The 24,413-nt window shown below is 35.1% G+C and carries 24 protein-coding genes; 17 read left to right on the top strand and 7 right to left on the bottom strand.

Features of this window, described 5'->3' with window-relative positions:
- Nucleotides 1–27 precede the first annotated feature (27 nt).
- The 3 genes from prfB to B5X64_RS08765 form a co-directional block, all read right to left on the bottom strand.
- Nucleotides 28–1,140 carry a peptide chain release factor 2 gene (gene prfB, locus B5X64_RS08775; protein ID WP_079464865.1) on the bottom strand — a complete coding sequence of 371 codons (1,113 nt, stop codon included), beginning with the start codon at nucleotides 1,138–1,140 and terminating at the stop codon, nucleotides 28–30.
- Between the two features lie 244 nt (nucleotides 1,141–1,384).
- Nucleotides 1,385–2,344 carry a T9SS type A sorting domain-containing protein gene (locus B5X64_RS08770; protein ID WP_079464864.1) on the bottom strand — a complete coding sequence of 320 codons (960 nt, stop codon included), beginning with the start codon at nucleotides 2,342–2,344 and terminating at the stop codon, nucleotides 1,385–1,387.
- Between the two features lie 366 nt (nucleotides 2,345–2,710).
- The gene (locus B5X64_RS08765) at nucleotides 2,711–4,066 is read right to left on the bottom strand and encodes an AAA family ATPase (protein ID WP_079464863.1); all 1,356 of its coding nucleotides are present in this window, start codon (nucleotides 4,064–4,066) and stop codon (nucleotides 2,711–2,713) included.
- A 176-nt stretch (nucleotides 4,067–4,242) separates the two neighbouring features.
- Between B5X64_RS08765 and B5X64_RS08760 the strand changes: the two genes are divergently transcribed.
- Both B5X64_RS08760 and B5X64_RS08755 read left to right on the top strand, forming a co-directional pair.
- A complete protein-coding gene (locus B5X64_RS08760; RefSeq protein WP_079464862.1) occupies nucleotides 4,243–5,145 on the top strand; it encodes an ABC transporter ATP-binding protein in 903 nt (300 codons plus the stop codon).
- A gap of 2 nt (nucleotides 5,146–5,147) precedes the next feature.
- Nucleotides 5,148–5,993, top strand: a complete 846-nt coding sequence (locus tag B5X64_RS08755; RefSeq protein WP_079464861.1) for an ABC transporter permease — start codon at nucleotides 5,148–5,150, stop codon at nucleotides 5,991–5,993.
- 240 nt (nucleotides 5,994–6,233) lie between these two features.
- Here B5X64_RS08755 and pruA read toward each other — a convergent pair whose 3' ends face one another.
- Nucleotides 6,234–7,859: an L-glutamate gamma-semialdehyde dehydrogenase gene (gene pruA, locus B5X64_RS08750; protein WP_066680208.1), complete on the bottom strand. Its 1,626-nt coding sequence runs from the start codon at nucleotides 7,857–7,859 to the stop codon at nucleotides 6,234–6,236.
- Between the two features lie 280 nt (nucleotides 7,860–8,139).
- Between pruA and B5X64_RS08745 the strand changes: the two genes are divergently transcribed.
- The 13 genes from B5X64_RS08745 (at nucleotide 8,140) to B5X64_RS08685 (ending at nucleotide 19,795) form a co-directional block, all read left to right on the top strand.
- A complete protein-coding gene (locus B5X64_RS08745) occupies nucleotides 8,140–8,499 on the top strand; it encodes a hypothetical protein (RefSeq protein ID WP_079464860.1) in 360 nt (119 codons plus the stop codon).
- A gap of 148 nt (nucleotides 8,500–8,647) precedes the next feature.
- Complete coding sequence (ureA, locus tag B5X64_RS08740; RefSeq protein ID WP_074231550.1) at nucleotides 8,648–8,950, top strand: urease subunit gamma; 303 nt, start codon at nucleotides 8,648–8,650, stop codon at nucleotides 8,948–8,950.
- Nucleotides 8,951–8,962: 12 nt separating this feature from the next.
- Entirely contained in the window at nucleotides 8,963–9,352 is a 390-nt protein-coding gene (ureB, locus tag B5X64_RS08735) for an urease subunit beta (protein ID WP_079464859.1), read from the top strand.
- On the top strand, nucleotides 9,333–11,054 hold the full coding sequence (gene ureC, locus B5X64_RS08730; protein ID WP_079464858.1) for an urease subunit alpha: 1,722 nt from the start codon (nucleotides 9,333–9,335) through the stop codon (nucleotides 11,052–11,054). Before ureB ends, ureC begins: the two co-directional genes overlap by 20 nt.
- 85 nt (nucleotides 11,055–11,139) lie before the next feature.
- On the top strand, nucleotides 11,140–11,778 hold the full coding sequence (locus B5X64_RS08725; protein ID WP_079464857.1) for a hypothetical protein: 639 nt from the start codon (nucleotides 11,140–11,142) through the stop codon (nucleotides 11,776–11,778).
- A gap of 2 nt (nucleotides 11,779–11,780) precedes the next feature.
- The gene (gene ureE / locus B5X64_RS08720; RefSeq protein WP_079464856.1) at nucleotides 11,781–12,290 is read left to right on the top strand and encodes an urease accessory protein UreE; all 510 of its coding nucleotides are present in this window, start codon (nucleotides 11,781–11,783) and stop codon (nucleotides 12,288–12,290) included.
- The gene (locus B5X64_RS08715; protein ID WP_079464855.1) at nucleotides 12,283–12,981 is read left to right on the top strand and encodes an urease accessory protein UreF; all 699 of its coding nucleotides are present in this window, start codon (nucleotides 12,283–12,285) and stop codon (nucleotides 12,979–12,981) included. The genes ureE and B5X64_RS08715 overlap by 8 nt, the downstream gene beginning before the upstream one ends.
- A gap of 294 nt (nucleotides 12,982–13,275) precedes the next feature.
- Nucleotides 13,276–13,914, top strand: a complete 639-nt coding sequence (gene ureG / locus B5X64_RS08710; RefSeq protein ID WP_074231537.1) for an urease accessory protein UreG — start codon at nucleotides 13,276–13,278, stop codon at nucleotides 13,912–13,914.
- Complete coding sequence (locus B5X64_RS08705) at nucleotides 13,915–14,712, top strand: urease accessory protein UreD (RefSeq protein ID WP_079464854.1); 798 nt, start codon at nucleotides 13,915–13,917, stop codon at nucleotides 14,710–14,712.
- 2 nt (nucleotides 14,713–14,714) lie between these two features.
- Entirely contained in the window at nucleotides 14,715–15,416 is a 702-nt protein-coding gene (locus tag B5X64_RS08700) for a hypothetical protein (RefSeq protein ID WP_079464853.1), read from the top strand.
- 143 nt (nucleotides 15,417–15,559) lie between these two features.
- Complete coding sequence (locus B5X64_RS08695) at nucleotides 15,560–16,513, top strand: urea transporter (protein WP_079464852.1); 954 nt, start codon at nucleotides 15,560–15,562, stop codon at nucleotides 16,511–16,513.
- Nucleotides 16,514–16,550: 37 nt separating this feature from the next.
- Nucleotides 16,551–18,797 (top strand): TonB-dependent receptor, encoded by a 2,247-nt coding sequence (locus B5X64_RS08690; RefSeq protein ID WP_079464851.1) that lies wholly within the window; start codon nucleotides 16,551–16,553, stop codon nucleotides 18,795–18,797.
- 122 nt (nucleotides 18,798–18,919) lie between these two features.
- On the top strand, nucleotides 18,920–19,795 hold the full coding sequence (locus tag B5X64_RS08685; protein WP_079464850.1) for a helix-turn-helix domain-containing protein: 876 nt from the start codon (nucleotides 18,920–18,922) through the stop codon (nucleotides 19,793–19,795).
- Here the strand turns inward: B5X64_RS08685 and B5X64_RS08680 are convergent, their stop codons facing one another.
- Genes B5X64_RS08680 through B5X64_RS08670 form a run of 3 tightly spaced genes read right to left on the bottom strand, consistent with a single transcriptional unit; the run spans nucleotide 19,796 to nucleotide 21,542 of the window.
- Nucleotides 19,796–20,899, bottom strand: a complete 1,104-nt coding sequence (locus B5X64_RS08680; protein WP_079464849.1) for a DNA topoisomerase IB — start codon at nucleotides 20,897–20,899, stop codon at nucleotides 19,796–19,798.
- A gap of 9 nt (nucleotides 20,900–20,908) precedes the next feature.
- Nucleotides 20,909–21,076, bottom strand: a complete 168-nt coding sequence (locus B5X64_RS08675; protein ID WP_079464848.1) for a phosphatidate cytidylyltransferase — start codon at nucleotides 21,074–21,076, stop codon at nucleotides 20,909–20,911.
- Between the two features lie 28 nt (nucleotides 21,077–21,104).
- Nucleotides 21,105–21,542 carry a DUF6526 family protein gene (locus B5X64_RS08670; protein ID WP_079464847.1) on the bottom strand — a complete coding sequence of 146 codons (438 nt, stop codon included), beginning with the start codon at nucleotides 21,540–21,542 and terminating at the stop codon, nucleotides 21,105–21,107.
- A 214-nt stretch (nucleotides 21,543–21,756) separates the two neighbouring features.
- Between B5X64_RS08670 and B5X64_RS08665 the strand changes: the two genes are divergently transcribed.
- Nucleotides 21,757–23,526 carry an aminopeptidase P family protein gene (locus B5X64_RS08665; protein WP_079464846.1) on the top strand — a complete coding sequence of 590 codons (1,770 nt, stop codon included), beginning with the start codon at nucleotides 21,757–21,759 and terminating at the stop codon, nucleotides 23,524–23,526.
- Nucleotides 23,527–23,810: 284 nt separating this feature from the next.
- Nucleotides 23,811–24,377: a Crp/Fnr family transcriptional regulator gene (locus B5X64_RS08660; RefSeq protein ID WP_079464845.1), complete on the top strand. Its 567-nt coding sequence runs from the start codon at nucleotides 23,811–23,813 to the stop codon at nucleotides 24,375–24,377.
- Nucleotides 24,378–24,413: the final 36 nt, after the last annotated feature.

The raw sequence follows: 24,413 nt of genomic DNA, 5'->3' as shown, positions 1-24,413 counted from the left end.
TTTTAACAAAAATGTAAACATGTTTTTTTATAGGTCGAGATCATCATCTGAAACCGCCGTTCCATCGGCCATCAGAAACGCTTTAAGGAAAGGCGTAAGATTTCCGTTCATCACTCCATCAACATCTGATGTTTCGTGACCCGAACGCACATCTTTTACCAGTTTGTAAGGATGCATCACATAATTTCGGATCTGACTTCCCCACTCGATTTTCATTTTGTTGGCTTCTATTTCAGTTCGTGCTTTCAGACGTTCCTCCAATTCCATTTCATACAATCTGGATTTCAAAAGCTGCATCGCTTTTTCTTTATTCTGAAGCTGAGAACGCGACTCTGAGTTTTCAATGATAATTCCCGTTGGTGCATGACGAAGACGAACCGCAGTTTCTACCTTGTTCACGTTTTGTCCACCCGCTCCGGAACTTCGCATTGTTTCAAATGAAATATCTGCCGGATTGATGTTGATTTCAATCGTATCATCCACCAACGGATAAACATAAACAGAAACAAAACTTGTATGACGTTTCGCATTAGAATCAAAAGGAGAAATTCTTACCAATCTGTGAACTCCATTTTCACCTTTCAGATATCCAAAGGCATATTCACCATCAATTTCTAAGGTTACGGTTTTCACACCGGCAACTTCACCTTCCTGATAATTCAGTTCTTTTATTTTATAGCCCTGTTTTTCCGCCCACATATTATACATTCTCATCAACATTGCGGCCCAGTCGCAACTTTCGGTTCCACCAGCTCCTGCAGTGATTTGAAGAACTGCTGAAAGCTCATCACCTTCATTAGAAAGCATGTTTTTAAACTCCAGATTTTCTATTTTCTCTAATAGTTGAGGGAAAGCTTCATCTAATTCTTTTTCAGAATCAGCATCTTCTTTAGCAAATTCAAGCAAAACCTGAAGATCCTCAAACTGAGTATTGATCTCTTCATATTCTTCTACCCATTTTTTCTTGGAACGAAGCTGCTTCAGAAAAACCTCAGCCGTTTTGGGATTATCCCAAAATTCTGGAGCTGCCGTTTTTTCGTCATCATTAGAAATCTCTATCTTCTTTTTATCAATTTGAAGATATTTATGAAGGTCTTCAATTCTAGATTGAATTTCTTTTATCTGGTCGTTATTAATCAAAACTAAAAAATTTGAAAAGCAAATTTACGGATAAAATCACGAGTTTGGGTAATGTTAAAAAACTAATTAGAGGTTTACAAAATTAGCTTCAAATACGTTAATTTTTAATGTAAAGAAACAAAGCATTTAATGAAACGTATCATTAGTTTATAAAAGCAAAAACAAGCCGATTAATTAAAACCGGCTTGTTCCACAATGATTTTCGTGTAAATTATATAATAATCAAAGTGAAAAAAACTCCTAATTAATGTTTTACAACTTTCTGAGAAGTTGAAGTTCCGTTCTTATTTTTAAGAACAAGAATATAGTTGCCTTTATCTAAGAATGAAAGGTCTAATTTTAATTTTGGCTGAATATTTCTCTTAACAGTCTTACCTGAAAAATCTAAAATATCGATAGAGACCAAATCTGAAATATTTGCTAAATTCAATTCATTTGAAAAAGGATTTGGATAAATTGATTGGTCTTTAGCCTTTTTAAGATCTGAAACAGAAAGCTGAGCAACCTGTGCAGAAACTCCAAATACATTGATCACCGTTACCGCTGTAGAAGTTTTTTGAACAGTAATAGAAGTAATTAATTTACTTTGATTGGCTGCATTTATCGCTAATGAGATCTGATAAATTCTTGGGTTTGTTCCACCTGCTGCATCTAAAGCATTGGAAGCTCTGTTGATCCTACCGATTCCCTGAATGGCAGCACTTGTTCCGCCATACCAGTCTTGAAAATTTGTAGCGGCAAAAACCTGTGTTGTTCCATCTTGAAAATTAACGGTAATATCTCCTGTAGAAGGCCCGCTTCCACTTACGGCAAGTACATATAGATTATTGGCTGCTGTTGGTGTTGATAAAGTAAGTGTACCTATATCATTTGCATTGGGAAGTCTTAAAGAATTATTTGCAGAGTAAGAAGCCAATTGATAAGTTAATCCGCTGGTTGTTGCTACAGCAGAAGTAATCAAACCATTTTCCGGCAAGCCATACGTTAAAGCGGAAGCGGAAGAATTTACTTTGAAATCTCTAGACATATAAGCAAAATTATCGGTGTCTTTATCTAAGCTCATCGTTGTAGAATTCAAAGACGGACCAACTCCGTTTGCAATCACATCTGCATTAAATCCTGAAACCGCTAATGTTTGATAAGATTGTGCATTTATCTGAGTAAAAGCCAAGATTACCCCAAGAGAAAATAGTTTTCTTTTCATAAGTTTTTATATTAATGTTGATAAGTTTTGAAAATGAGTTAGTTTCTTTATCAGAATTAAAAGATGAACAAATATATAAGATGACCTGTGAAAAGCGCTACTCTGAGCATAGAAAGTACATACTCAACACATACTCACACTACATAGAATTGCTTATATGACAACATTTAATAAATATTAAATAATTTTCAGCAATCAATCAAATTATAAAAAATCAAAAACAACACAAAAACAACCAATCACATGAAAAATTAATAATAACAAAAAAGTAACAATTTAGAAATACTTACAACATTAAGTTTGAGACAAAAAAAATCCACTACTATTTAAAAGTAATGGAAATTCATATTTTTACAAAAGGTAGATTTATTTCTCTTTTTCGCCTTCATCATTATGCTGAAACCCAATTTCACGTCTCGGAATTTCAACTTCCTGATAAGTCTCGAGCTCAGACTTCAAAGCATGAATCCTCATTTGAAAATCGTCTAGATTATTGATAATAACATCATTTAAAAACTGAGCAATTTGATTAAGATACTCTTCCGTTAATTTTGCAGCAGCATCACGCAAAGCACCATTGAGAAGAGTCTCATCAATTTTCAATTTTTCATCTTTCGTTCTTTGGTAACGGTTTTTAATTCTCTTTTTTAAACTTTGGGTAAAATCGATAAGCATTGTATTGCTGAAAACTTTCATTTTTGCAACAGTTTCTGTCCAGAAAGGAATTTTATCGGCTTTATTATTTTTAAGAATTTTAAAAAGAAGAGAATCTTTATCCAGATTTTTGGTCATTGAATAGAGAATAATCTCTGATCTTTCGGCAGCATTCGGCGGGAAAACAGGAATGACAACATCAAATCTTCCGGGTGCAAGAATTTCTTCGTTGATATCAACAACAGAATTGGCAGAACCAACCATCAAAACCCCTTCGCTTTCAAATTTTGAAACGTGGTGAAGAATAATCTCTTGAGTTTCAAGATTGCAGGAAGCCACATTATTTTCAGCATTTCTTTCCATCATAATTTCATCAAAATCTTCAAGGAAAAGCAAAACTTTATCTTCCTTCATCATCGATACCAAAAAATCATTGAAGTTGGTTTGATTTCCGTCGATGAATGAAGTTCCTAAATAATGTTTTTTAACTTCTTTAAATTTATAATTGATGATTTCAGCAATTTTATTGGCCCAAAATATTTTTCCACTTCCCGGAGGCCCGTACAAAATAATTCCTGCTGGCTTATGAATTCCCCAGTCTTTGGTTTGCTGAGGATTTAAAAACGGTTCTAAAACATCGGAAATATAAAAGAAAAGATCTCTGTAACCGATGAAATCTCTTTGCTGAAGCTTGGTTTTATTCCCAAAATAATTGTAGACAAATTTATAGTTTCCACCTAATTTCTGATCGATCCCGTAACTTGAAATAGAAGAACGAAATAATCCGTTATCAAAAATATTTGACGGACTTTCTTCAATGGCTTTTTCTATTTTTTCTTTGGGTTGATTGATGGTTTCTGCAATTTGCTCAACGGTTTTGTTTTCATCTAGATCCTTTTCATATAGTTTTAAAAAATCTACATTTTCACGGGCAAATTTTTCAAAATCTTCTTTCACTTCAAATTGAGTCGAAATACAATCAATCAAATCAAGATCAAAATCCTGAATAAACTGCTTGATAGATTCTGCGGAAACATTTAATTCTTTTGCAAGTTCAATTAACTTCATACCAACATCTTTTAAATCAAATTTAATGAAAAAAATTGGTTGTTAGTTATTTGTTGTTAGCTAAAAGTATTCATCATTCATCATTCATCATTCATCATTCATCATTTATATTAAAATTAATCTTCTTTGTAACATTTCACAAAAAAGAGAAACTCATAGTACATACAATATACTACATGGAAAAAATTTTATCAGTAAAGAATCTGACGAAAAAATTCAAAAGAGTCGTAGTCAACAATATTTCTTTTGATGTGGAAAGAGGTAATGTTTACGGTCTTCTTGGTCCCAACGGAAGTGGAAAATCTACCACTTTCGGGATGCTTCTTTCAACCATTAATCCCACAAGCGGCGACTGGTTTTGGTTTGGACAAAAAGGAACAACTCCTGAAACGCTTAAAAAGATCGGAGCCATTATTGAACAACCCAACTTCTACCCTTATTTAAGTGCAGAAACCAATCTGAAAATTGTTGCCGAAATTAAAGGAACTCCTTTTTCGAGAATTGATGAAGTTTTAAATACAGTAAAGCTTTTAGAAAGAAAAAAAGATACGTTTAAAACCTTTTCTTTGGGAATGAAGCAACGTTTGGCAATCGCTTCTGCTTTGCTCAACAATCCTGAAGTTTTGATTTTGGATGAACCTACGAATGGTTTAGATCCTGAAGGAATTATTCAGATCAGAGAAATTATCGGGACTATTGCAAAACAAGGAATTACCATCATTATTGCGAGTCACCTTTTAGATGAAATCGAAAAGATTTGCAGTCATGTGATTGTTTTAAAAGAAGGTAACGCAATTTATTCCGGAAGAGTGGATGAAATAACCAGCAACCAAGGCTTTTTTGAATTGAAAGCAGATAGTAATACTGCACTTTTACACGCTTTAGAAGAACTTCAATGGTTTACTTCAGTTACGGCAGACGGTGAACTGATAAAAGCACAGGTTCGTGATGATGCGTCGATTTCTGCATCGGCATTAAACCAGAAACTTGCTGAAAAAGGTATTTTCTTGTCGCACTTGGCTAAGAAAAAACAATCGCTTGAAAATCAATTCCTTGAACTTGTAAAAAACACTAATTAATCATGATGAAATTATTAAAATTAGAATATTATAAAAATCTGAATTATACACCGTTCAAGGTTTTTACCATTATGTATTTTGCAATACTGGTAATCTTTCTTTGTATTGGTTTGATTGATCTGAAACTTTTTGGAGACACCATCAATTTAAAAGAACAGGGAATGTATAACTTTCCTGAAATATGGAACTTCACCACCTATATTGTAGCATTATTAAAAATATTTTTAGGGCTAATTATCGTTTTCTCAATCTGTCAGGAATTTAGCAACAGAATGTTTAAGCAGAATACAATTGACGGTTTAAGCAGAGAAGAATTTATTGGTTCCAAATTATTAACGATTGGTATTTTCACTCTAATTTCAACAATTATTGTATTTGCTATTACTTTGTTTTTAGGTTTAAAATATTCAAAAACTACAGAATCAGCATTGGTTTATAAAGAAATGTTTTTCATTGGAAATTATTTTCTAAAGCTATTTGCATTCTTTTGTTTTCTAATGTTTTTATCAATTCTTTTAAGAAAATCGATTTTTGTTTTCCTTGCATTTTTTGTGATTTGGATAGGAGAATCTATTCTCGGTGGAATTGAAACTTACACTAAAGTAGCAGGAACACAGGCTGCTCAACGAAATGAAATTCTACAAAATAACTTTTTCTTTAGCAAGCTTTTTCCTTTGGAAAGTATGTCTAATTTAATTCCTAATCCGATGTTGAGGTTAAATATGGCTAAAGCATTTGGTTTAAAATATGAATTTACATATCCTACAGAAAGCCTTATTGCTTGTTTAGTTTGGTGTGCTTTATTTATTTTCGGATCTTATTTGATTCTGAAAAAAAGAGACTGGTAAATTTATTTACATATTATTCAAAATTAAAAGTGATTCAAATGAGTCACTTTTTTTATTTTACTTAAATATTTCATCGGGCTTTACTCTATGCTTTGATAAATCATCTTTTCAGGATTCTGACATTTAAAATATTTAATCTTACAAATTCTAATATCTTAAAATAGAAAAGCCCCGAAATAAAATTCCGAGACTATATTTATGCAGGCAAAAAATTACTCATTGCCCATTATTCATTACTAATTAACCAAGATATGGGTATTTGTAATCTTTAGGAGAAACAAAAGTTTCTTTAATAGATCTTACAGAAGTCCATCTTAGTAAGTTCATTTTAGAACCCGCTTTGTCGTTTGTTCCTGAAGCTCTACCTCCACCGAAAGGCTGTTGACCAACAACTGCACCGGTTGGTTTGTCGTTGATATAGAAGTTTCCAGAAGCATTTTCTAACGCTTTGAAAGCTTCATTTACCGCATAACGGTCTTGTGCGAAAACTGAACCCGTCAATGAATAAGGAGAAGAAGAATCTACAACTTTTAAAGTTTCAGACCAGTCTGCATCTTCATAAACAAAAACAGAAAGAATAGGGCCAAAGATTTCTTCAACCATACTTTCGTACTGAGAATCTGTAGTTTCGATAACTGTTGGATATACGAACCAGCCTTTAGAATCATCAGTTTTACCACCGATTACAACATTTGCAACATCTGAAGCATTTGCTCTGTCGATATAACCTTTACACTTTTCGAAAGAATTTTTATCGATTACCGCATTCACAAAGTTTGAAGGATCTTCCGGAGAACCTACTTTAATTGAAGCAATCTGAGTTTCCATTACCTTTTTCACATCAGCCCAAAGAGATCTAGGAATATAAGCTCTTGAAGCTGCTGAACATTTTTGTCCTTGATATTCGAAAGAACCTCTTACCAAACCTGTTGCTACAGCTTCTACGTTTGCAGAAGGATGCGCAATTACAAAGTCTTTTCCACCAGTTTCACCTACGATTCTTGGGTATGTTCTGTAGTTGTGAATATTGTCGCCAATCATTTTCCACATTCCCTGGAAAACTTTTGTAGATCCTGTAAAATGAAGTCCTGCAAAATCTCTGTGAGCCATTACTTTCTCAGCAGTTTCTTTTCCGTCTGTAAAAATCATGTTGATGACCCCTGCAGGAAGACCCGCTTCGATTAAAACATCCATAATTACTTTTGCAGAATAGATTTGTTTGTCTGAAGGTTTCCAAACCACAACATTTCCAAGCATTGCCATACAAGTCGGCAAGTTTCCAGAAATCGCTGTAAAGTTGAAAGGCGTTACTGCAAAACAGAATCCTTCTAATGGTCTGTACTCTACTCTGTTCCAGATTCCTGCATCAGAAACCGGCTGCTCAGAATACATTTCTGTCATAAATTCTACGTTGAATCTCAAGAAATCGATGAACTCACAAGCTGCATCAATTTCAGTCTGGTGAACATTCTTAGACTGCCCAATCATGGTCGCTGCATTGATAACATCTCTGTAAGGTCCTGCCAAAAGATCAGCTGCCTTTAAGAAAATTGCTGCACGGTGTTCCCAACCTAGGTCATTCCACGCTTTTTTTGCCGCTAACGCAGTATTGATTGCATCATCTACATGCTGCATCGTTCCTTTATGATAAAAACCGAAATCGTGTGCATGATCTTGTGGAGACTGAAGTTTTACGGTATCACCTGTTTTTACTTCTTTACCATTGATCACCATTGGGATTTCTATCTTTTCTGCCCACATTTTTTTGTAAGTTGCAAGAAGAGATTTTACTTCTGCTGATCCCGGTTCGTAAGAAGTTACCGGCTCATTTACTGCAAATGGTACTTGCGAAATTGCTTTTGACATATGAGTTGTATTGTTTAATTTTTGCTTTGTTACAAATTTACAACATTTATAAGGAAAGAAAAAAATTCAAAATCTTTTGGTGAGATAAAGCTGGTTGATTATTAATACTTAAATATTTATCACATCGTCAAATTTTAGTAATCATTTAAAAATCAGCCATTAATAGTAAAACAGAAATTCTCATCCTATTATTTTTGTTGCGATTTTGGATATATTAAATCATCTTTTTGATAGGCAGCCCTTTCACAATGTCATACTTTTATACCATCATTTCATGGTCATGAAAAAAAGATTTTTTTTATTTTCGTTAGTGCTGTTTTTTGCAGCTTTTTGTGTTGGTATTCTGGCACAGAAAGAGCAAAATAATAAGCTATCCTATGACCAATCTTTAAAAAATCATTTTTTACAAAAATCCGACACCAACCAGACAGATCTATACAGTTTGTCTGATCAGGATGATACTGATTCTAATACAATTGAGAAAGTAAAATTTGATTATTCAATTTTAAGCCAAAAATGGTTAAGCTGTTTGTTTGCTCAATCTTTTGCTTACAAACCTATTGCGGTCATTCAAAACCGTATTTATCTTTCAGCACCCCGATACATTTTGTATCACTCTCTGCAGATCGCGGGCTGCTAATTCATTTTCACATCTTATGTACTCGATGATCTGTATCTTAAATACAGATTAACGGAGTCTATCATTTATTCAATTTTCAGATACTTCTGTTTGCCTTTTAAAGAATAAGGTAGATGGAGAAGTCATGTTCAATTAAAAAAACAACATTATGCATTTAACACCAAGAGAAACGGAAAAGCTTATGCTTTTCCTAGCAGGAGAGCTTGCCCTTAAAAGAAAGGAAAGAGGTTTGAAACTCAATTATCCAGAATCTGTTGCATTAATCAGTCACTTCCTCCTTGAAGGTGCAAGAGACGGAAAAAAAGTAGCAACACTCATGCAGGAAGGTGCAAATCTTCTGACCACAGATGACGTAATGCCCGGAGTTGCAGACATGATTCATGATGTTCAAATCGAAGCAACTTTTCCTGATGGAACTAAGCTCGTTACCGTACACAACCCAATCCGTTAAAACAAAATTATTATGATACCAGGAGAAATCTTTGTAAAAAACGGTACCATTATCTGCAATGAAGGCAGAGAAACCGTAAAAATAAAAGTAACAAATACAGGAGACAGACCCATTCAGGTGGGTTCTCATTTTCATTTTTTTGAAGTTAATAAAGCGATGAGCTTCGACCGTGAAAAAGCATTCGGAAAAAGACTCAATATAATAGCAAGCACCGCCGTACGTTTTGAGCCGGGCGAAGAAAAAGAAGTGGAATTGGTAGAAATCGGAGGAAACAAAATCGCAAGAGGTTTTAATAATCTTGTGGATGCCTCCATTACTTCCGAAGAGCAGAAAGAAATCAGCCTTGCAAAAGCAGAAAAATTAAACTTTAAAACCAATAGTTATGAGCTTACATGTAGATAGAAAACAATATGCCAATATCTTAGGTCCTACGTCGGGCGACAAAATCCGGTTGGGCGATACCGAAATTATTATCGAAATCGAAAAAGATTTTACGCATTATGGTGACGAAGCCGTTTTTGGCGGTGGTAAAACTGTTCGTGACGGCATGGGACAAAACGTTACCTCAAAAAGAGATGAAGGAGTTCTGGATCTTTGCATTACAGGTGCTGTGATTATCGATCACTGGGGAATTGTAAAGGCAGATATCGGAATCAAAGACGGAAAAATCATAGGCATCGGAAAAGCTGGAAATCCTGATACAATGGATGGCGTTTCACCCAATATGATCATCGGAGCTTCCACAGAAGTACATGGCGGAAAAGGATATATTGTAACCGCAGGTGGAATCGATACACACATACACTTTATTTGTCCGCAACAAATTGAAACAGCTTTATACAGCGGTATTACAACCATGATTGGCGGCGGAACCGGACCCAATGACGGAACAAATGCCACAACCGTTACTCCAGGAAAATTCAACATCCGAAAAATGCTGGAAGCTGCAGAAGAATATCCTATGAACCTAGGTTTTTTCGGAAAAGGAAATTGTGCGGCAGAAGAACCAATTGAAGAACAGGTGGAAGCTGGAGCATTAGGAGTAAAGATCCACGAAGATTGGGGCGCAACTCCTGCAACAATCGATGCATCTTTGAAAGTTGCCGATAAATATGACGTTCAAGTAGCCATTCACACCGATACTTTAAATGAAGCAGGATTTTTAGAAGATACAATGGAAGCCATTAAAGGAAGAGTAATTCACACATTCCACACAGAAGGTGCAGGTGGAGGTCATGCTCCCGATATCATCAAAGCAGCTATGTATCCAAACGTTCTTCCGGCTTCTACAAACCCTACCCGTCCTTATACGATAAATACAATCGACGAACATTTGGATATGTTGATGGTTTGTCACCATTTAAGCAAAGATATTCCGGAAGATGTAGCTTTTGCAGATTCCAGAATTCGTCCCGAAACGATCGCAGCAGAAGACATTCTTCACGACATGGGCGTTTTCAGTATTATGAGTTCAGATTCTCAGGCGATGGGAAGAGTGGGCGAAGTAATTACCAGAACATGGCAAACCGCCAGCAAAATGAAAGACCAGAGAGGTAGTCTGAATGAAGATGAAGGAGCAGGAAACGACAATTACCGTACAAAAAGATATATCTCAAAATATACAATCAACCCTGCAATAGCACACGGAATTTCAGAATATGTAGGTTCCGTAGAAAAAGGGAAAATAGCTGATTTAGTCATCTGGAAACCTGCATTATTTGGGGTAAAACCCGAAATGGTTGTAAAAGGTGGATTTGTAATTGCTGCTAAAATGGGTGATCCCAATGCTTCTATCCCAACACCGCAACCGGTTATTTACAGAAATATGTTTGGTGCACACGGAAAAGCAAAGTTTAAGACCTGCGCCAATTTTGTTTCTCAGATCTCTATCGACAACGGAACTATTGCAGAATACAATCTGGAAAAAATGATTCTTCCTGTAAAAAACTGTCGAAACATTTCTAAAAAAGATCTTATTCACAACGATAAAACTCCATTAATCGAAGTGAATCCTGAAAACTACAAAGTGACAGTAGATGGTGAATATATCACTTGTGAGCCTGCAGAAAAGCTGCCGTTAACACAGTTGTATTATTTATTCTAAAAACAAAGCAAACCTTATAGGTTTTCACAATCTATAAGGTTTCTTCAAAGAATAATTTTAAATAATAACAGATTTAAGTTTAATAATGAAAAACTTTAACAAAGCAGCATTTGCTCTCGCTTTTACCGGAATACTTATGTTTTCAGGGAAAATGAACGGACAGTTTTTAGGAGGGATGAGACTGAAAAGCGAAGAAGCAGGTCCAAAAGGTCAGTTTATGATTTATGGTTCATTAGATTATTCCAAAACCAATACACCGTCGGGAAGCAACAGCTCAGTTTCCAGTGCACCTGTCGGAATTGGATATTTTATCAACAACAACGATGTCATCGGAGTTAATTATGCCTATGCGCAAAATGTAGAAAATAAAAATGTTGTTTACAAGCAGAACGAAGCCGGCTTTTGGTACAGTCCGTCTGTAACTTTAGGAAAATATTTTGCCCTGATTGCACAGGTAGATGCTCATTATGTTTGGGGACAACAAATATCTGAAACCACCTCATCGATGCAGAATTTTAACGGATACCGTCTTCGCGCTTATCCTTTGGTCGCCCTATTTTTAGGAGGCGGATGGGCTTTGAAATTCAAATTTGCGGAGCTTTCGATGCTGCAGACTAAAACAAAACAAGACGGCTGGACGAAAACTTATGTCGCCGGAATCAACGGATCAACCTTTGGAGTCGGGGTTTCTAAGAACATTGACTTCAGAAAAAAATCACAGTAAAAATGATTATTAACGAAACAACAGGCAATCTTGCCCAAAACCCAACAACAAAAATTGTTGATTATCTGGATTTGGAATGGTTTGAAACCACAAAAAGAATTCAGCGAAAAAAAACAAGAGGCGGAACAGATATCGCCATCAAATTCCTCAGAGAAGGACAACGTCTGAGAGAAGGTGATATCCTTTTTGAAGATGATGAAAAAGTAATTGCTATCAATGTTTTGGAAACGGAAGCCATCATTATGTCTCCGGTTTCTTTACTGGAAATGGGAACAGTCTGCTACGAAATCGGGAATAAACATATCCCCCTTTTTATTCAGGAAGATAAAGTCTTACTTCCTTTTGAAATGCCGATGTTCAGATGGCTGGAAGCAAGCGGATTTAAACCCGAAAGAAAACACGTGAAACTCTTAAACCTTCTAAAATCTAATGTAGAACCACACGGACACGGAAGTTTAGGATCTTCAATTTTTAATAAAATTTTAAAAATGGCAGCTCCAAAAGATGAATAATTTGAATTTAAACTTTTTGTCGGGATTACTGCATCTTTCAGACCCTACTTTACCCATCGGCGGTTACAGCCACTCCAACGGATTGGAAACTTTTGTACAGCAAAGAATTGTTCACGACAGACAAACAGCAAAAGAATTTGTTGAAAATATGCTTAAGTACAACCTAAAATATAATGACGGAGCATTTGTAAAAATGTCTTATGAAGCCACACAAAACGGAGATTTAGAATTATTATTAAATCTCGATAATGAATGTAATTCTTTGAAATGTCCCAAAGAAATTCGTCAGGCAAGTCAGAAATTAGGATTGCGTTTAATCAAAATATTTAAAAGAAGAGAAAGTTTTTCTTTGATGGAAGATTACGAAAAAGCAATTCAAAACCGCAAGGCAAATTCACATTACTGCATCGTTTTCGGAATGTATGCTGCTTTGATGAAAATTCCTTTGCAAGAAGCGCTTTTAGGATTTTATTACACTTCAGTTACAGGAATGATCACCAATGCTGTGAAACTCGTTCCGCTTGGTCAGCTCGATGGTCAGGATATTTTATTTTCTCTATATCCGGTTATGGAAAAAGTAGCATTAGAAACCATTGAAATCGACCGAGATCTGGTTGGACTTTGCAACACCGCTTTCGATATAAGATGTATGCAGCACGAAAGGCTTTATTCAAGGCTTTATATGTCGTGATTTGGTTGATGGTAAATGGATTGTCAATGGTGAATTCATTTCATTGTCAATTAAATAACAACGTGAAAATTCCCCTCCTTTGGAGGGGTGGCGAAAATTCGTAGAATTTTTGACGGGGTGGTTTATGTATAAATAATCAATTATTCCAGTTCATATAAATAAAAGATTCTTCCTTTCGTCAGAATAACAATAAAACATCCTAATATCTAGGTAACACGCCTTTACAAGCGAAAAATATAAAAAACACTTGTGGATTTAACGATAAAAAAATACAATAATTAAAATTTAAATAAAATGGAAAATAGAAAATATATAAAACTTGGCGTAGCAGGACCTGTAGGTTCAGGAAAAACAGCTTTATTAGAACGTTTGAGTAGAAAAATGTTCGGAAAATATGATCTAGGCGTTATTACCAATGATATTTACACCAAAGAAGATGCAGAATTTATGGCTAAAAACAGCCTTCTTCCTCACGATAGAATTATCGGTGTAGAAACGGGAGGTTGTCCCCACACTGCTATTCGTGAAGATGCAAGTATGAATTTGGAAGCAGTAGACGAGCTCGCTGCACGTTTTCCGGAAATTGAATTGATTATGATTGAAAGCGGCGGCGACAATTTATCGGCAACTTTCAGTCCGGATCTTGCAGATGTTACCATCTTTATCATTGACGTTGCGGAAGGCGAAAAAATCCCAAGAAAAGGGGGGCCTGGAATTACACGTTCAGATTTATTAATCATCAACAAAATCGATCTTGCGCCACACGTTGGAGCCAGCCTTGAAGTAATGGAAAATGATGCACGAAGAATGAGAAACGGAAATCCTTTTGTCTTTACCAATCTTAAAACAGAAGAAGGTCTTGAAAAAGTAATTGGCTGGATCAAGAAATATGCACTTTTGGAGGATGTAGAAGAACCGAATCTTGTAAGATAAATGGATAGTCATTTAAATATAATCGCAGGCTTCAAAAGTGGAAAATCTTATATAAAAGACCTGTATGTCTCACTTCCGTTCAGATGTGTTTCTGTGGGACAGCGTAAAGAAGACAACAAGCTGTATCAGATGATAATGAGTTCTTCGCCCGGAATTTTAGACGGAGATCATTATCATTTGGATATCAGTTTGGAAAAAGGAGCTTCTATGCAGCTGCAGTCGCAATCTTATCAAAGGCTTTTCAATATGAAGGATGAAGCTCTTCAGGAGATTAATATTGTAATGGATGATGAAACGTCTTTTGCATACGTTCCGCATCCTGTGGTTCCGCATGAAGATTCTAATTTTAAAAGTAAGGCGAAAATCAATATCGGGAAAAACAGTCAGATCATCATCAGCGAAATTATTACATGTGGAAGAAAACATTACGGAGAAGTTTTTAAGCTAAAACGCTTCCAGAATCTGATGGAAATTTATCATGATAATAAACTGATCATCAAAGACAATGTTCTCATTCAACCTGATCTGATCCCGATAAATACCATCGGAAATCTTGAACAATATACACATCAGGGAACCTTGATTTTTTACAGCACCAAAGAAAATGTTGAAAAAGATGACCTGATACAAACCATTATTGATCATTCCGAACAGTTTAAAGACGAAATGGAAATAGGCGTTTCAGCAATGGAAGAAAACGGATTTGTGGTAAGAGCTTTGGGACACGGCGGCGAAGTGATGTTTAATTTTTTCCTGTACGTTCAGGAGATTTTGTGGGATTTAGATAAAAACAATTAAAAATGGACAGTACTGTTTGGGCGCTTTTACTAAGTGCAGTTTCAATAAGTTTTATACATACAGCTTCCGGACCGGATCATTATCTGCCGTTTATTGTGATTTCAAAATCAAAAAAATGGAGCGTCACCAAAACATCAATCTTAACGGTTGTTTGTGGATTCGGACATGTTTTAAGTTCTTTAGCTTTAGGGTTTATCGGCGTTTTTCTTGGATGGCAATTGAATAAAATTTCATGGTTTCAGGATTTAAGAGGCAATTTTTCAGGATGGGCTTTGCTTACTTTTGGTGGAATTTATTTGATCTACGGATTCATTCAGGCTATCAGAAACAAGCCTCACAAACATTTTGATGTCTTGGGAGATGATGTTTACGTTTATGAACACAACCACAGCGAAATCGTAATGCCGCAGAAAAGAATAAAAGTAACCCCGCTTGTACTTTTTATGATTTTTGTAATGGGACCGAGTGAACCGCTTATCCCGCTCCTTTTTTATTCGGGAGTAAAGCATTCTATGTCGGAGATTTTGATTTTGGTTACTTCCTTTACCATAACCACAGTGCTCACCATGCTCGGAATGGTTCTTTTAGGACGATACGGATATTCCACATTATTCAATACCGAAAAAATTGAAAGATATATGGGAGTCATCAGCGGAGCTGTGGTTACCGTTTGCGGAATAGGAATGGTGTTTTTGGGATGGTGATTATATGTGAATCGTCAATTTTTATGTTGCAAACCAATCGTCAATATGAAATGCCTGAAAATTCACAAGCGAAACAAATTGATCACTCACTTTTCCCTCACAATTTTAAACTTTGAATAATTAAACTTTGAATAATTAAACTTATGGATAAATTTTTTGAAAAAATACCTTTTGTAGACAATATTTTAAAAGGAACCGGGCAGATTATGCTTCAGGAAAACCGATGGACAGGTCTTCTTTTTCTCATTGGGATTTTTATGGGAAGCTGGGAACAGGGTTTGTCTGCCGTAATGGCAACTGCAGCAGGAACGCTTACTGCCCAATTTCTTAAATATGACAAATCTGAAATCAATTCTGGTTTATATGGTTTCAGTGCTGCTCTTGTTGGCGTTGCGCTCTCTTTTGTATTCAAAAATACATTGCTGATTTGGGTTTTGGTTGTAGTTGGAGGATCGTTAGCAAGTATTATTCAGCATTTTTTTATAAAAAGAAAAATTCCGGTTTTTACGTTACCTTTTATTTTAATCGCCTGGGTTTTTATTTTTTTACTGCATCATTTTACAGAGATTCCGCCATCAAAATTTATTACAGAAACTATATTACCTACCAATAATGATGAATTTCTTTATTCTACCAATGCTTTTGGTGAAGTTATTTTCCAAGGTGGAGTTCTTTCGGGGATTATCTTTTTCATTGCGGTTTTTATAAGTTCTCCGATTGCGGCTCTTTACGGATTTGTGGCGTCTATTCTAGGAGGATATATTGCACATCTCAATGGTGAACCAATTGATCAGATTCATTTGGGGCTCTTCGGGTTCAATGCTGTACTTTCTGCAATTGTTTTTTCGGGCTTCAAAAAAATCGACGGGCTTTGGGTGCTTTTGGCAGTTGCGGTTACCGTAGTTATCGATGATGTTTTAGTAGACAACAATATTCTAAGCGAAGTTGGCGGGGTACTTACTTTCCCATTTGTAGCAGGAACCTGGGTAACACTTTTAATTCAAAAAGTATTTGCAAAAACAAAGTCTGAATTTAAACCATTCAATCAAAATCTAAAAATTAAATCAGCTTTAAAAAATTTCTTAAAGTCTAAATAATCTTAATCAAGATTAATAATAAAAATAATCTTAAATAATGAAAATCACTAAAATAATAGTTGCTTTTCTGGCTCTAAGCTTCAACGCTAAAGTTTTGGCACAGGAAACAGAAAAGAAATTATTAATAAAAGATGCCGATGATAAATTCCCGATTGCGGATGTTTTGGTACAATATGATCATGGGAACAGTCATGCTCATTCCGGAGAAGACGGAACGGTACAATTTTCCATTAAATCTTTTCCCGATACGTTGGTTATCACTCACAAAGGATATGATGAGGTAAAATGGGCAATTACCAATGATGAGGATAAAAATAAAGTTGTTTTTCTACAGCACAAACCGTTTCATATTTCTGAAGTTTCCATCAATCACAATTCGTTTTTAACTGCGATTACAAAGGTTGATCTTAATAAATTTCCGGTAAATTCTGCTCAGGATTTATTGAGGAAAGTTCCGGGATTATTTATCGCCCAACATGCAGGTGGCGGAAAAGCCGAGCAATTATTTTTAAGAGGATTTGATGCCGATCACGGAACTGATGTAAGTGTAAACGTAGATGGAATGCCCGTAAACGTAGTATCTCATGCGCACGGACAAGGTTATTCTGATTTGCATTTTGTAATTCCGGAAACGGTAAACAATATCGACTTCGGAAAAGGTGCTTATTATATGGATCGTGGTGATTTTAATACCGCCGGATACGTCGATTTTAAAACTTACGATCATTTACAAAACAGCATGATTAAGCTTGAAGGTGGCTCATTCAATTCAAAAAGAATATTGGGAATGTTTAATATTCTTAACGATACAAAAGAAAGAAAAAGTGTTTATCTGGCTGCAGAATACAATTATACAGACGGAGCTTTTGATGTGAAACAAAATTTTAACCGCATCAATATTTTCGGAAAATACAACCAGTGGATCACAGATAACGATTATTTTAATCTACAGTTTTCAAATTTCAATTCTTCATGGAATGCTTCAGGGCAAATTCCGGAACGTGCCGTGAATAATGGCATTATCGACAGATGGCAAAGCATCGACCCTACAGAAGGCGGAGAAACTTCACGAACCAATGTTGAGATGAATTACAAACATATCATTTCACCTTCCGAGAATATTGAGGCAATGGCTTTTTATTCTAAATATAATTTTAATCTTTATTCAGACTTTACATTTTATCTGAAAGATAAAGATTACGGAGACGAAATTCAGCAGACAGACGGAAGAAATATGTATGGTATGGAAGTAAAACATACTAAGAACTTTTCGTTTGATAACAGCTCATTAAATTGGATCAGCGGTATAGGATTTCGGAATGACGATATCAATACATTACAATTGAATCATGTTTATCACAGAGATTTATTGTTGGATCGACTGGCCGATGTTCAGGGAACCGAAACCAACCTTCATGCTTTTTCAGGTCTGATTTGGAAAACAGGAAAATTCACTATCAATCCGGCGTTGAGGGTAGATCATTTTATTTTTAATCTGCATGATTTGCTGGATGTTGAGCAATTGCCTTCCGGACAATCGAAAGAAGAAACAAGACTCAGCCCAAAACTGAATTTTTCTTATGCTCAGAATGATAATATCATGTGGTTTTTAAAGACAGGAATGGGTTTCCATTCCAATGATATTCGTGTAGTGGTGGCCAATAAGAATGATAACACCCTACCCTACTCGTTGGGAGGAGATTTTGGAGTACGTCTGCATCCTTTCAAATCATTAATAATCACCCCGACTTTATGGTATATGTATCTGCAACAGGAGTTTGTGTATGTTGGTGATGAAGCGGTGGTAGAACCTTCAGGTAAATCAAGACGTTTTGGTGCAGATTTGGGAATTCGTTTTCAGCCTCTGGAAAATTTTTACCTGAATGCAGATATTAATTATTCTCATGCAAGATTTATTGAAGAAGAAAATGGTCAGGATTATGTTCCGTTAGCTCCGGTTGTAACAAGTACCGGTTCTGTAAACTGGGATTTCATGCACGGTTTTTCGCTTGGTTTGCAATACCGTTATTTGGGAGAACGACCTGCCGTTGAAGACAATAGCATTCGTACAAAAGCTTATTTTGTAAATGATTTGATGCTTTCTTACAATCGCCAAAAATGGGGAGCCAATATTCAGGTTAACAATCTCTTCAATGTAAAATGGAATGAAGCGCAGTTTGCTACAGAAACCCAGCTGAAAGGTGAATCAGAACCTATCACAGATCTTACGTATACACCGGGAAATCCGTTTGGAGTGAGAGTAGGCTTATATTATAAATTTTAATATATAATCAAGTAAAAAGTACAATATTCTAAGCAGTTGATTTACATTAAAACAGAAACTTATTTATTGTACTTTTTATATCTTAGTTAATCAAAATACAAAAGAATAAACATTTTCTTCAGATGGAAATATTATCCAATTTTCAGTACAAAAAACTTTTCCTTCCCAACATTACGGAAAAAATATTAGCCAACAACGCAGATATACAACTTTACAGGCTGGAAGATTATCTGAAAGGGATTTTAATGCCGGTGATTCCCTATCGCACGACTTTTAATTTTATTATTTTCGTCACCAACGGACATCTCAAACAGTATCTTGAAAATAAAGAATATGCAGCCGAAAAAGGCGGTGTTATTTTTATTAAACAGGGAACTATTACCGCCACTTTAGAACTTTCCGATGATATTGAAGGTTTTTTTCTGGCGTACGAAAACAATATTCTGTCTGAACAAGAGCTTCCAAAGCACTCGACAAGTATTTTCTTTATGAATCCTTTCCTAAAACAGGATGCTTTAACGTACGAAACCATTACCCAGCTTCTTTCTATTATGGAACAGGAATTATGGCTTAATAATTTGAATGTAAATGATGTGACGATTACAATGCTACACCTAATTCTGATAAAAATGCTGAATTCAGATTCAAATTCACATCACCGATCGGTTACCCGTGCAATGGAAGTATCGCTTCAATTCAGAGATTTGTTGTTTAAATATCACATTAATGAAAAGCGTGTTGCCTTTTTTGCAGATAAATTATCGGTTACCGAAAGCTATCTTAACAAATGTGTAAAAAATGTTACTAAAAAATCGCCCAAACAATGGATTAATGAAATTGATATCAATTACAGTAAAGCATTACTTCAGTCGAGTAAAGATATTGCCGAGATTGCTTATGAACTCAATTTTCACACAGCCTCACACTTTGCACAGCTTTTTAAGAGAATTACGGGAATTACACCGACTGCATACAGGAATCAGTTTTTGATTAAATAGTTACATTTTTTCTTTTTCCAGAATTTTTAAAACCAATTTCTCTTCCTGTGTCAAATCTGCTTTACCATCATTTTCTTCAATAATTTCGAGCTGATCAAGATATTTTTTGATAGAATTATTTTCGTACAAATTGATCACCAAAGGATGCACGTAATATTTTCGGCAAACTGTACTTGTATTTCCAAGATGCTCTGCAACAATATCTAATGCTGCTTTTACTTTCTTTTTGTATTGCGAATTATTTTCAGCATAGCCGATTTCTTTAAAGGCAATTAAAGCATTCACCGTTCCAGACCAAGTTCTGAAATCTTTAGCTGTAAAATCTTCACCGCTGATTTCTTTAATATAATCATTCACCATTCCAGAATCTACAGAATGTCTTATTCCCTCATCATCAATATATTGAAAAAGCTCTTTTCCCGGAATTTCTTTGCATTTCATAATTAGTTTTGCCAATCTTTTGCTTTTCAGCTTGACATCATGCATAACTCCTTTTTTACCTTTAAATGAAAAATTAATTTTTTGTCCTTCTACTTTTACGTGTTTCCCCTTTAAAGTGGTCAAACCAAAAGAACCGTAGAGTTTTTCGTAAATACTATTCCCAATACGAATATTGGTGCGTTGCATTAAACTGACAATCAAAGCCAAAATTTTTCGCTTTTCAAAATTTCTTAAAGCCAGATCTTTTTCAAGTTGCAGACGGATTTCCGGTAAAGCATAACCAAACTGCAGCATTCTGTAAAATTTGGTATGATTTCGAAGAGCACTCCAAAGTGAATGATATCTATACTGCTTTCGTTTTCTTGCATCAAATCCTGTCGCCTGAAGATGACCGTTGTCTAAAGCACAGATCCATACATTTTCCCAAGCCGGAGGAATCACCAAGCTATTAATTCTTGCAATTTCATCCTTGTTTTTAATTTTTTCGCCGTCTTTATAATACAGGTATTTTTTGCCTCTTTTTCTACGAATAATTCCGGAAGTTTCTGCATCGGAAGTGTAAATAAGATTTACCGCCTTTGCAGAAGCTACCGGATCTTTCATAATTTTTACAATCTTCGATGGCTTAAGATGAGAAATAATCTCTAAGTCTGATTGTTCCATAAAAATTGGTTATGAGTTCTTACCCCGAGAGAAAAGCCATACTAAAATTCCTACCACTCCTGCAACCAGAATGATTCCCCACCACATTCCTGCTTTAAAGATTGTTTCTACTGCTTCACAGCTTGTAAGTAGCATTAAACTAAGAATAGTCATGCTGTATAAAGTCCACTTTTTCATAGTAATATAATTTAGGTTGTTAATTATTTTAAATTCGATGGTGATCTGGTCTCCACTTTTTAATGGATTTTTTGATCTGATCTCCTGAAATATTTTCATTTAAAGCTTTATATAAAAGCTCTTTAAATTCTTCATCATAAGCAAATCTCAAAGCCGCGATTTGTCCAAAATTCAGCTTCTCTTCCACTTCATCTGATCTTTTGTTGAATAGCTCAAAATATCTTTGCTTAAATTCAAGTCTTACTAAACGATTTTGAAGCCCCAGTGCATAATGTTGACGCACCATAAGGGCTAAATAGAGCATTAAAAATATAAGAACTGAAAACAGTACCCACAACAGTTGGTTTTCTGAATCATTAAATATTTTATAAACTCCAAAAATTTCCGCTATTAGCAACAATGGCAGATAAATGAAATGATGCGGCGGATAAAATTTTCTGTGGTTATTATAGTTTTGCGTTCCCATGTTGCCGATACTGCAATAATCTTTCCAAAAAGTTAATTTTTTTATGATATCGACTTGATGTGGTATCTGAATTCTGTTAGTTTTTCCTTAACTCATTAAAATTATTTTTCAAATCTGATTTAAAATTATAGCTGATAATCAAGAATATTTTTGATTAAAAACACTTTAAAACTGCATTTTTTCGTAACTTCACGTCTTTAAAATTGATAGAAAAATGACTTCAAAGGAAAAAGTAGCTGCGCTTCGTGAAGAAATGCAGAAAAATAATGTTGATGCATTTATAGTATATTCTGCAGATCCTCACATGAGCGAATATTTACCCGAAGAATGGCAAGAAAGAGCTTGGCTTTCAGGTTTTCTTGGTTCAGCAGGTTTTGTAGTAATTACTAAAGATAAAGCCGGGCTTTGGACGGACGGAAGATATTTCACGCAAGCTCCGATCGAATTGGCTGGTTCAGGAATCGATCTTTTCAAAGACGGAATGGAAGGAACGCCCAATTATATCGATTGGATTATCTCTGAAATTCCTGCCAATGGAAAAGTCGCAGTCAATGCATTCGCAACTTCGCATTCAAACTGGGAACTTTTATACCAAAAACTGAACGCTAAAAATTTAACCTTAGTTGATTCTCCTTTATTAAAAGAGGTTTGGAAAGAAAGAGGAACTCCTTCTAAAAACCCGATTTTCGTGCATCCATTAGACAGAGCAGGAAAATCTGTAACAGATAAAATCTCTGCAATCCGTCAAAAAATGGAAGAGCAGGAAGTTACCGTTCATGTGATTTCAAGTCTTGATGATGTTGCTTGGACGTTGAACTTAAGAGGAAGCGACGTAGAAAGCAATCCTGTATTTTTAGGATATATTTTAATCACTAAAAATGATGCAATTCTGTTTACCGACCTTGAAAAAATGGAAGTTGAAGCCAGAAAACAAATGGATGAATCATTTGTAAAAATGATGCCTTACGAAGAATTCAACAATCATTTAAGAACTATCAAAAACGAAAAAGTTTTAGTTTCACCAAACAGCAACCAATCTATTTTTGAAGCTTTAAAAATTGACAATGAATTTGTAAAAGCTGCTGTTCCCGGAAACCTGATGAAGGCTCAGAAAAACGAAACTGAGTTGGAAGGATTCAGAAAAGTAATGGCAAGAGACGGTGTTGCAATGGTAAAATTCCTTTACTGGTTAACGCACAATGCTGGAAAAGAAACCATGAACGAATATTCTATTGGTAAAAAGCTGAGAGAATTCCGTGCTGCAGGAGAAAATTTTGTGGGTGAAAGTTTCGGAAGTATCGTTGGGTACAAAGACAACGGTGCCATGATGCACTATTCTGCAAAAAGTGAAGGAAGCAAAGAAGTGACCAATGACGCAAGTATTTTGGTTGATTCAGGAGGTCAATATTTAGAAGGAACAACAGATATTACAAGAACTTTAGCTTTAGGAGCTGTTTCTGAAGAGTTCAAAACCAATTCTACCCTCGTTTTACAGGGAATGATCCGTTTATCGATGGTGAAATTCCCAAAAGGAACAAGAGGAGTTCAGCTTGATGCGATTGCAAGACTTCCTTTATGGATGAACGGAAAAGACTACAATCACGGAACAGGTCACGGAGTTGGAAGCTTTATGAATGTACATGAAGGTCCGCAAAATATCAGAAAAGATATGAATCCGCAGGAACTTTTAGTTGGAATGGTTGTTTCAAATGAGCCTGGATATTATGTAGAAGGCGAATACGGAATTCGCCATGAAAATCTGATTGCCGTAAAAGAATCAGAAACCACAGGATCTGGAACTTTTTATGAATTTGAAACATTGACGTTCTGTCCGTTCTTTAAAGATACCATCGTCAAAGAAATTCTTTCTGAGGATGAAATCATTTGGCTAAATTCTTATCATAAAACTTGTGAAGAAAAATTGGCTCCACATTTGGAAGGTGAAGTAAAAGATTGGTTTTTATCACTTGTGAGCCCACTTTAAAAGAATTAATTATTCTGATACAAATTATAATAATTGTCCTGCAAGATTCTTTGCAGGACAATTTTATTTTATGCAACCGTATTTTTACGGTATTATTTATGAGGTATATCCTGATGAAAAATAAATTCTTATCAACTATTTTTGTGCTTACAAAACCGATCACAGTTATATACTAAAAAACTAATATCCTTTAACATCATCTCTATTTAATAGAGGTGGTGTTTTTTTTACTGCAAAATCTTTACTTAAATTTGTTACGATTAACAACATAATTTATTTACTCAATGATTCAGCAGTTCTTTCAAAGTTTCAATCTGTTTTCACAAAATGAAATAGACAATCTTTTAACTTTTTTTGAAGAAAGAATGCTCACAAAAAATGATTTTTTTGTAAAAGAAGGCGAAAAATGTAAAGAAATCGCTTTTATACAATCTGGAATCTTCAGATCTTTTTATACTTCAGATGAGGGAAAAGATAATACATATTGTTTTAGGTTTCCTAATGATTTGATGGCTTCTTATTCTTCATTTATTTCCGATAAACCAAGCATAGAAAATATGCAGGCCATTTCAGACGCTACCCTATTGATCATTAAGAAAGAAAAAATTCAAAAACTTGCCTCTGAAAATCCGAAATGGAATGAATTTCTCAGAATAGTTGCAGAACAAGAATATCTGGAACTTGAAAAACGTTTTTTCCAGCTTCAACGAGACAGTGCAGCACAGAGATATGGTTTTTTAATTGAAAACCAGCCAAATTATATTCAGCAAATTCCCTTACAACATTTAGCTTCTTATTTAGGCATTACCCAAAGACATTTGAGCCGTATCAGGAAAGAGATTTCTTTTTAGACATTTGTCCTGTTGATTGATATTGCAACTCTATAA

Source organism: Chryseobacterium balustinum (assembly GCF_900168205.1).
In the GTDB taxonomy this organism is placed as follows: Bacteria; Bacteroidota; Bacteroidia; order Flavobacteriales; family Weeksellaceae; genus Chryseobacterium; species Chryseobacterium balustinum.
The sequence above is the reverse complement of the archived record's forward strand: the minus strand, read 5'-3'. Positions and strand labels throughout refer to the sequence as shown.